7 protein-coding genes and 1 pseudogene are annotated in these 9,414 nt (G+C 60.4%); 3 read left to right on the forward strand and 5 right to left on the reverse strand.

Annotated features, from left to right (window positions below; all coding sequences use genetic code 11):
* Positions 1-38 precede the first annotated feature (38 nt).
* The 5 genes from NKH98_RS27190 to NKH98_RS27210 form a co-directional block, all read right to left on the reverse strand.
* The gene (locus NKH98_RS27190; protein WP_352903230.1) at positions 39-2,339 is read right to left on the reverse strand and encodes a mannose-1-phosphate guanylyltransferase/mannose-6-phosphate isomerase; all 2,301 of its coding nucleotides are present in this window, start codon (positions 2,337-2,339) and stop codon (positions 39-41) included.
* 1,224 nt (positions 2,340-3,563) lie between these two features.
* Positions 3,564-4,367 carry a metallophosphoesterase gene (locus NKH98_RS27195; protein ID WP_352903233.1) on the reverse strand — a complete coding sequence of 268 codons (804 nt, stop codon included), beginning with the start codon at positions 4,365-4,367 and terminating at the stop codon, positions 3,564-3,566.
* A gap of 411 nt (positions 4,368-4,778) precedes the next feature.
* Entirely contained in the window at positions 4,779-5,234 is a 456-nt protein-coding gene (locus NKH98_RS27200; RefSeq protein ID WP_352903235.1) for a hypothetical protein, read from the reverse strand.
* Between the two features lie 243 nt (positions 5,235-5,477).
* Positions 5,478-7,022: a family 16 glycosylhydrolase gene (locus NKH98_RS27205; RefSeq protein WP_352903237.1), complete on the reverse strand. Its 1,545-nt coding sequence runs from the start codon at positions 7,020-7,022 to the stop codon at positions 5,478-5,480.
* Between the two features lie 825 nt (positions 7,023-7,847).
* A complete protein-coding gene (locus tag NKH98_RS27210; protein WP_352903240.1) occupies positions 7,848-8,765 on the reverse strand; it encodes an IS630 family transposase in 918 nt (305 codons plus the stop codon).
* Here NKH98_RS27210 and NKH98_RS27215 point away from each other — a divergent pair, their 5' ends adjacent.
* From NKH98_RS27215 to tnpB, 3 genes and pseudogenes are all read left to right on the forward strand, one after another.
* Complete coding sequence (locus NKH98_RS27215) at positions 8,766-9,047, forward strand: transposase (protein WP_352903242.1); 282 nt, start codon at positions 8,766-8,768, stop codon at positions 9,045-9,047.
* Between the two features lie 9 nt (positions 9,048-9,056).
* Complete coding sequence (locus NKH98_RS27220) at positions 9,057-9,212, forward strand: hypothetical protein (protein ID WP_352648751.1); 156 nt, start codon at positions 9,057-9,059, stop codon at positions 9,210-9,212.
* A pseudogene (gene tnpB / locus NKH98_RS27225) lies at positions 9,209-9,325 on the forward strand (IS66 family insertion sequence element accessory protein TnpB); the annotation flags it as partial. The gene NKH98_RS27220 and the pseudogene tnpB, both read left to right, overlap by 4 nt.
* Positions 9,326-9,414: the final 89 nt, after the last annotated feature.

Here is a 9,414-nt window from a genome sequence, read left to right on the forward strand (position 1 = left end):
TGTTATTGATCGTTTGACCAACACGGGCAACAGTTGGGTCAGCCGTAGCCCTGCATCGCAACGCTCTTGCTCGTATCCAAAGCTGGCAGCGGGAAAGGTTCGACGTGCCCTGCGGTCTTGTCCAAATACTGCATCAGGGCCGTCACGAGGTGGTAGAAAATGCTCGCGGGGACCTCCGTTGCCAGTGACCTTCCGCGCTCGTCAATCCTGTCGATCCACAAGCCAAGCGGTGCGGGATCGATATGCCATTTGAAGAGGCGGGCGACACGAGCTTCGATCTCGGGTTTCAGATCAGGCCCGCCGATGCCGTCCAGGGCGACGGCCGCTTTGACGGCTTCGCATTGCGGCCAGCTGCGGGAGAGCCGGTCGAAGGGAATTCCCTGCCGCGACACGGCTGCATAAGCCAAGCCCGTGGCCCGGTTCAATCCGCTGGCGATCGCCGACGAATAGAGCTTCCTGGCGTAGGCTGCCAAGTCTTTCTGCCCGCTTGCCCGCGCGAACTCGACGAGGAGCGAAGCCCATTCGAAATGGTGCCCTGGTTCGGTCCACTGCCCCTCGTCTCCCGGCAACGGTAGCCAGTCGACGTCGAAATGTTCCCCAAGCGTCCAGCTCTCCTGGTCGAAGAAATGGCACCGGAAGAGATCGACGACGCGTGCCGCCCGACGGAGATATGGACGCTCGCCGGTGACGCCATGCCAGGCAAGGAACGATTCCAGCATGTGCATGTGCGGGTTCGAGAACCGCACCCCCTTCCAGCCGGGGGTCTCGAGGAAGCCGTTCAGGCTCACGTCCTCGAGATGGGTGTCGATGAAATGGAACGTCTCTTGTGCCAGCTGCAGGGCATCCTGATGGCCGCATCGGTGAGCATGGGCAAGCGCCAGGAGCACGCAGGAATGGTCGTAGGCGTCCTCCGTCGGGTCAGCCACGCTGCCGTCGGAATTAAGGGTGCGCACCCAGCCACCGCGATTGGTGCGGCCGTGTGTTGCGATGAACTGGATGCCATGGTCGATGAGCTTGTCGGCCGGTCCAACCCAGCCGCGTTCTTTGGCCACCGCGAACGCGTAAATCTGGCGAGCCATCGTGCGCATGCGCTTGGGTTTGCCCAGCGGCCTTGCATCGAAACCGAGCGCCTCGTGGAAGCCGCCATACGTATCGTCGACACCCGCAGTGGACCACAGCGGCAAGGTTTCGTTGAAGAGCCAATGTTCGACCCGCTTGCGCCATGACCCGCTGATGATGACCCGGTCGTCCGACCCCGTGAACTTCGTTTCAAGGCGTCCGCTCTTCTCGAGTTGTTCGACGACCTTCTTCACGTTCTGGCTGTGGCTGACAGGCGCGACGAATACCGCGTCCGGTGTCGTCACCACCGCCACATTTTTCATTCCGATGACTGTCAGCAGTCTGCCCTGGCTCCGGAGATAGGAGTTGCCGCAATCCATGGCGACAACGTCGCCCATTACGACATTGCCGTCGCGGTCCGTCGGGCTGGCTTCGAGCAGCGATTGCCACGATCCAAGGTCGTTCCAGCGGAAGGAAGCCGTAACCATCGCAATACCGCGTGCATGCTCCATGACTGCGTAGTCGATCGACGTCGATGGGACAGCCGAATAGAAGTCCTGGGGCAGGTAGATGCCCGAGACGTCGGTCCGTGCGGCCTTATAGGCCCGTTCCGCGGCGTCCCAGATGTCTGGCCGGAAGTCGAGAAATGCCTTTCGCATCGTGTCGGCACGAAACAGGAAGATGCCGGCGTTCCAGTAGAATGTTCCCGAAGCCACATATTTGCGGGCCGTCTCGGCATTGGGCTTTTCGACAAAGTGTGAAACGGCGGCCACGCCGTCACCAGTTGCCGCAACCTCGATGTAACCGTACCCGGTTTCGGGATGGGTCGGCTTGATGCCGAATACGACAGTGCTTCCTGAATCGGCGGCAGGCATGCCCGCCTCGACGGTTTCCCAGAATTGCGTTTCGGTCGATATCTGATGGTCGGAGGGGACCACGAGCACAAGCGCGTCCCCGCCATATTCGGAGATCGTGTGCAAGGTGGCTATGGCCACCGCAGCGGCGGTATTGCGGCCGACGGGTTCGAAAATCGGGCTGCCGCCGTTCAGGCCGAGCGGACCGATGTCCGAGATGACGCGGTCGGCATGCCGTTCGGAGGCTATCAGATAGATCGGCGTCTCGCCGTCCGACCGCGCCTTGAGGCGTCGGACAGTCTTCGCGAGCATGGAGCCGTCGCCGGAAAGGTCGTGGAATTGCTTGGGATTGTCTTCGCGCGACAGCGGCCACAGCCGTGACCCGATGCCCCCGCTCATGACAAAACTTACGATCCGCCCCCGCATGGTCCAGTCCTCTCAAAATGTCTGGTTGTAGGCTCCGACCTCTGATTGCGGCGCCGCACGGCATCGAGAGCCCCGAACATCTCGCGACGTCGCTCCGGCGAAACTGGCCTCCCACGACGACAACAATTTCCGGCTTGTTCAACAAGCCCCTGACCAGAGTCCACGTGCCGTCTGGGTAACGACACGCCCCCATTCACGGGGACGAGATTGGCCGGCGCCTGGCCGGCGAACTCGATCCCGTCTTGCGTGAATTCCTCGGCAACTATCGCGACCACACCGTATTTTACCTCCTCTGGGCAGTGGGGCGACATTGTCCGGGTGCTGAAGGTCCGCGGCAGATCGCGGTAAAGGTCCGCGAGTGTCTTGCCCAAGCTGCGGTCGGGCATCTCGCAAACGGCCATCGCCGTGGACAGCCGTCGTCCTAGCCGCGCCCGATCGGCGGCTTGAGGGAGAAATGCCCCGACTTGTCGAAGCCAGCTATGGCATCGACGAGTTTGGCAGCGCGCCTCTTGATGGCGGCTACGGAAGTAGTGACCAGTGCTGGTGTAGGAAACTTCACCTATTCGGCCGATCAATGTGCGAAGCGCCATGCCCATTGCCTGCACGCCCACTAGGTTGAGTTCGGGCTTTTTCTCCCGGTCTGGATGGCCGAACCACCTGCGCGCGTTGTAGTCCCGAAAGTCAGTGGCTTTGATGAGAGCACTGCTTTCAAAGACGAATGTGTTCGGCCTAGCTTGGCCGAGTATGTCCAGAGGCACGGTTTCGATCCGCTATTGCGCGCACAGTTCTAGCACGCTGCCGGGCGCAGGCCCCTTCAGGAATTGGAGTAGTCCTAAAACGCTGGTTGGCGCCGCCTAATCCAATAGGAGTATGCCCGCCGATGGCCGAAAGAAGGTCTCATGCAAGCATGCCATTTGCATTCGCCAAGATGCGTCTGCTCGGGCGCCAACAACAAGGATGGTGCAAGATGCCGCTGACCGCATTCAGGTTTCCCTTCCCGACAATGTCGAAGAAAGGTGTTTGGACTTTGGACGCCTGGCGCAGCTTTTTAAAGACCTTCTGGTGGAGAGCTATTCGCCGAACTCCGCCCGTCCGGAGAAAGGATGATGGACTGTGCCGCGTTCGTATTGAAGGGCGATAGGAACACGGCGAAAACCCGACCGCATGTACACGACCATCAATACCCTCACGCGGAACGGTCCGCGGACGGCAGGTCAGCAGGTGTCATTCGTCGACAGGACGAGAGTTTTTCGGGCCGATATCTATCACAATGATCTCCGGCGACACGCCGAAGCGCACCGGCAGCCACGATACGCCCAAACCCCCGGATACGATCATGTGCCGCCCACCCTCGACGACATGCCCATAGGCGAAGCGCTGTCCGTAGGCTGAATTGCTGATGGGGGGGCCGATGAATGGCAAGCGGACCTGTCCGCCATGTGTATGGCCGCATAACGTCAGGCTGACACGGTCAGGGACAGTAATGAAGATGTCCGGTTCATGCGCAAGGAGCAATATCGGATTGCCGTCGTCGGGTATTGCGGCCATCGTTCCAGGCAAATCGTCGACGCCCTTGTACACGCCGCGAGAAAACTGCATGGCCCGCTGGTCGCCAAGACCCGCGAGCCAGAATGCTGGGCCATCCTGCTGACGGATAAGCGTGGCGGTGTTCTCGAGGACCGGAATGCCATTGTCGACCAGGGCTGCGCGGACGCTATCGACACCGTGCCACCAGTCGTGATTGCCGAGAATGGCGTGGCAGCCGAGTGGCGCGGTAAGTTTCGAAAGTGAATTGCCCCAAACGGTGTCGGGCACGATCCCAGTGGCATAGCGCGGCGACACGCCCATCACATAGTCGCCAAGGAGAAGGATGATGTCGGGCTGCAGGCTATTCGAAACACCGACGATCTCGTCGATCCTGGAAACCGGCATCCAAGGCTCGCAGGCGTGGATGTCAGCGACCACGACGATGCGCAGCGGCTTGGCAGTCGTCGGCCAGCGTGGCGGAAGGAGCTTGTAGCGAGTCACACGCAGTCGAAACCGAGGCTCAATCTCGAGGGCATAACTTGCCAGACCGAAAGCCGCGAGGGACACGGCGCCAAAGAGCTTCAGGAAGGACCGCCGCGACGTCAGCACTTGTATTTCCCAGCAAAACGAGGTCGGCTTAGAGATCGCCACGAATTCAGCTGCGGCAGCCTGAGCCCCCTCAACCGCGTGAGAGGCTTCGCGGGGTCAATAGTTTCCCAAATCGGCGTCACCTGCAAGCATTGGTCTTTATTGCGCAGGGGAGGGAGCTCGGGTTAGACTAGCACCCGTCAACTGCTCCGATTGGCCACTGATCTCGAGCAGATGGTGTAGTTCCATTACGGATGAATGCTTCGCCTTGGATGGCGAGCGCCTCCATCTCGGCATCGTTCACCTGATCGCTTTTTTCGTCGGTCACGGAATAGACCGTGCGCCAACTTCGGGCCCGTTGGTTGTCGTGACTGCGATCAGCTCGACCGGGGTCACGCGATCGAGGAGGGCGCCGTCCGCGCAGGTTTGCGTGATGCGGCAGAACAGGGGCGTTCGATGTTGCTTCACGTCGATGTGCCCGTCGGATGGTGATGCAATGTGGAGCGCCAGGTTTGTCTCGCGAGTGAGTTGTTGCAGTTCGACCTTCCACAACCGGTTTTGGTCACCCAGCTTCGAGCCGACGGCTTTCCGCCTTTGACGTATCGCATGCTTCGGCTGCGCCTCGACAAGATTGCGGCGCTCTCGAGTTGAACCGGAGGGCAAACTTTCGTCGGTTGCAAACCGGCTTCTTACCGCTCTCGCAGTGTTTCCTGCTTGTATCGCATCAGTGGCGGGCGAAAGTAGCTGATGCTGCTGCGCGTGCCAGTCTGGGATGTTCATTCGGAGCCGAAGCTTGGTAGCACCAGTCTCCTCGGTTCGGTCCGAATGGACAACCTACAGAAAGCTCGCAACAGAGCCTGTTGTTCCATCCCGATGGCATCGGGATGGAACCCTATCTCTTTCAGAGTGGATTTTCTCCGAAACCGGGCTCCCGCCTTTTGCTACTCTGACTTCGGTTCGGGATCATGGCTTTGAGGTGCTGTTTATCCAGTCCTTATTTGGCCACGGCAGCCCCGCGTTCCTTCAGGTCACATAAAATGAGGCTGCGCCAAGCGAGAGATGTGGGGAAAGGGTGGCGAACTGTATTTGAGATGCGCCGCCGGCCCCGTCACTGTCGAAAGAGAGCGCCCCGGTTTCACTGTTGTAGATGATATGATCGGAACTGTCATGCGCGGCTGTACCAACAAAGAAGGCTTTGGATGGAAGCCCTCCCGGCTGAAGCCCGGCAAAAACGGTATCGCTGAGATGGAACGTGTCCTGGGAGCGTTTGAAGTCGGTGATCTTATCGACATTGCCGGCTCCAAGAGCAGTATTGAACGAGAAGGCATCGTGGCCTCCGTAACCGGTCAAGACGTCGGCGCCGAGCCCGCCGTTGATGACATTGTTGCCGGCATTGCCCTGGATGGTCTGGGCGAACTCGTTGCCGGTGAGGGTCATCGCCTTCGTGTCGGACGGGTTGTTGGTGGCGAGATGCTCGATCTCCGAGCCGGCCGAAAGCGCATAGCTCACCGAAGCGATCACACTGTCATTGCCGCCACCCACTGCCTCAACCACCTTCTCGTTGGCATTATCGACATAGTAAGTATCGTTGCCGCCATAGCCGATCATCGTGTGGCCACTGGTTCCATGCAATACATCGGCGCCGCTGGTGCCGTACAAGGTGCCATCGCTGGTGCTGCCGGAAACAGGGATAGACCCAGTCTCGGTCCCGGTCGTGCCAGTGGTTTGGGGAGTGACGTTCGCGCCCGTGACAGTGTCGCCGCTACCTGGTTTTTGATAGAGCTGCACCTCGTCGATCTGCATCTGCATTGACGATGGGGTCGAGCTGTCGAGAGCCGTACGCCATCCGGTCGTGTTCGAATTCGCAACCGAATTGCTCATCATCAATTCCATCGGTTCATCCGGGATCACTGCCTGTGCGCTGGTCACTTGCGCCATCTGCTTCCCGTCTAGATACCAGGTAATCGATTCACCGGGCACCCAGTTGATGCCGTACGTGTGGAAGCCGGCCGTGAGGTCGACGCCGCTGTCGACGACGCCACCGGTCACCCCTGACGGCCCGTGGAGGTGCCAGGCGAAATTCTGGTCTGCCGGTCCCGAACCGGTAAATCCACCCTCCTGTATATCGATCTCAAAATTGTCGCCGCTGCTGCCCGCGCCTTGGCCGGGCATCATCCAGAGGCCTGGCCATGCGCCGTCGCCGCTCGACGCCTGCATGCTGATCTGAAGGTAGCCGCCGTTGAATTCGAAGTTGCCATAGCTGCTGACGGCGCCGGACGTGATCGGGAATGTTTGTGCCGTCCCCTGATCCACGCCGTCGACGGGCTGTTTGATTGCCGTGAGATTCAACAGCCCGTTGCTCACCGTATCTTGGCTCGGCATAAAGTATTCGGCGTTAAACTGGCTGCCCATCCCACTTCCGCCCGATCCATTGTCGTTCCAAGGCCAGCCATTGGCGGCATTGCTGGTGATGTAGGTGTGCCAGTTGCTGTCGAGCGCCGTACCGGAGAAGTCCTCCTCGTAGACCAAGTCGCTAGAGGCAAAGCCTGCAGGTGTGGAAAGTGCCATTCGGTGATCCTCTTCGAGGTTGAAAACAGGGATTTCTACTGCCGCGCATCGCCGAGGCGCGCGACATGAGCATGCTCGCAGCTAGGCACCGCGAACGGATTGCAAAGTAGCGGAGATTTGGAAGTCCACGCCCCAGACATATTGTCGAGCGAGCTTAACGTTGAGCTCGCCATCGAAGGTGAGTTTTGTCAACGGGAATGCTCATCAGGCCCTCCTCCTCGACACCATATACAGTGTCGCTGCCGACGCCCGCAGGGTGTTCAAGGGTCCCAGCCGCAGCCGGATCGAAGTGAGCGCAAGTCGTCCGGCGGATGTACCGCCGAGCTTGTCGTATAGTATAAGCACCGTAGACCATTAGATCATTGCGTTTCTTTGTTTTAATTCGACCCGCGTCCATAAGTAAAACGCAGGTATTGCCATTTCCTAGACTATTCGCACACGGCTTTGTACCTGTGTGAATTGATCATTCGAGGACGATGTACGTAACCCAACCTGCCATTTGCGGCGAGAATGAGGCTAGGCGATAACTTATTAACACCTTCTAATGTAGGTAGTGTGTCGAACGGCCGCACCGAAACAGCCTTCCGGACGGCCTACGAAAACCGTGTGCGTCGGCTGAAATGTTGCGCTGGTATGGGCGCCCGTGGCTCGAGCGGGTCGTTCGTGTCCATGAGGTGATCGAGGGGGCAGCGGGGTGCTGTAGGGGCTACGCTAGTAGCGGTACCAGCCTTCCACCTTCGATCCGCGCAAACGGCACGGTCGAACATCCGGGCCGGGATTTTCCAGCGTTCCAGCCACAGGCACGTCAGCTAGAGCACGTCCTGTTTAATCCGGTTCATATCCTGCGGCTTTGAAGTAGTTGGCGCATTCGGCTGGGGTGAAGAGGTCGACGACCGCGCCGACCGCGTCCCAGAGAGCCTTGATGGTTCTCTCGGCCTTTGCTCGCAGCAGCGCCTTGAGTTTGGCGAAGGCGTTCTCAATCGGATTGAAGTCGGGACTGTAGGGCGGCAAGTAGAGCAGGCTCGCGCCTGCGGCCTCAATCGCGTCGCGCACGCCGGCGGCCTTGTGGGCGGGCAGGTTGTCCATAACGACTACGTCGCCCTCCGACAATGTAGGGACCAGCACCTGCTCGACATAGGCCAGGAACACGTTGCCGTTCATGGCCCCGTCGTAGACGAAGGGCGCAGTCATGCCCGTCAGCCGCAGCGCTCCGGTGAAGGTCGTGGTCTTCCAGTGGCCATGCGGCACGCCGGCCCGGCAGCGCTCGCCGCGCGGCGCTCTTCCACGCAGGCGGGCCATCTTTGTGGAGAGGCCAGTCTCATCGATGAACACGAGCTTCGCCGGATCAAGATCGAGCTGGCCGTCGAACCAGTCCCGGCGCCGCTTCAGGATGTCGAGGCGACCCTGCTCCAGTGCGTGCGCGGACTTTTTTTGAATGTCCAGCCGTGACCGCGAAGCCAGGCGCTCAAGGCGCTGCGGCTGATCCGCACTGACTGCTCGGCGACGAGCCGCTCCACCATCTCGTTCAGCGTGATGTCCTTGCGCTCCTCGATCAGCCCGACGATGAAGGCAGGCTTCATGCGCATCGAGGCTGGAGGCGCGGCGGCGGCCCTGCGGGCGTGGCGCCAGTTCGCCGATCTTCGCCCGCGCAATCCAGCGGATCGCGCGTGAGCGATGTTCCGACGGCACCTTTCGGGGATCGGCGTGAAGGACGATGTTCGGAGCCTTTGAGGGCTTCGACATATGACGATTTCAGAGTTTACGCTTAAGTCGAACGATTTGGAGCCGGTGCGCCGGTTCGAGGTGTTCACGGGCTCCGGCCGGCGCCGCGAGTGGCCTCCAGAGGAGAAGGCGCGGATCGTTGCGGAGAGCTACGAGGCTGGTGAGACGGTTTGTGCTGTAGCTCGCCGATATGCGCTTTCCCCGCAGCAACTGTTTGCCTGGCGCCGAGCTGCGCGTCAGCCCTCGGCAGAGGCGACGGCATCAGAATCTCTGTTCGTTCCTGCGGTGGTTGCAGCGTCCTAGCCGGAACCGGTGGCGCAGCGCCCAGCACGACCACGGAAGCAGAAGACGGTCCGCGACGCCGGCGTGATCGAGCTTGAGATCGACGGTGTCGCCATGCGCGTTGGCCGTGGCGCCGATACCAAGACGGTGGCTGCGGTAATCCGCGCGCTTAAGGCAACGACGTGATCGGGCCGACGGGTGCGGTCAAGGTAATGGTGGCGACAAAGCCAGTCGACTTCCGCAAGGGTGCGGAGGGGCTGGCGGCGCTGGTGCGCGAGACGATGGGCGCCGATCCGTTCTTATGCGTCGGGCGAGATTATGTGGCGGAGCCGCCCTGACGCCCGTCAGGGCCGGCCAAACCCAGCTTGCCTCCGCCACATAATATTTA

Origin of the sequence: Mesorhizobium sp. M0833 (genome assembly GCF_040319905.1) — a bacterium.
Lineage (GTDB): Bacteria > Pseudomonadota > Alphaproteobacteria > Rhizobiales > Rhizobiaceae > Mesorhizobium.

What these genes read in the sequence shown, in the direction of transcription:
- NKH98_RS27190 (WP_352903230.1), bottom strand. Translation starts at nt 2,339, where the DNA reads ATGCGGGGGCGGATCGTAAGTTTTGTCATGAGCGGGGGCATCGGGTCA.
- NKH98_RS27200 (WP_352903235.1), bottom strand. Translation starts at nt 5,234, where the DNA reads ATGAACATCCCAGACTGGCACGCGCAGCAGCATCAGCTACTTTCGCCC.
- NKH98_RS27205 (WP_352903237.1), bottom strand. Translation starts at nt 7,022, where the DNA reads ATGGCACTTTCCACACCTGCAGGCTTTGCCTCTAGCGACTTGGTCTAC.
- NKH98_RS27210 (WP_352903240.1), bottom strand. Translation starts at nt 8,765, where the DNA reads ATGTCGAAGCCCTCAAAGGCTCCGAACATCGTCCTTCACGCCGATCCC.
- NKH98_RS27215 (WP_352903242.1), top strand. Translation starts at nt 8,766, where the DNA reads ATGACGATTTCAGAGTTTACGCTTAAGTCGAACGATTTGGAGCCGGTG.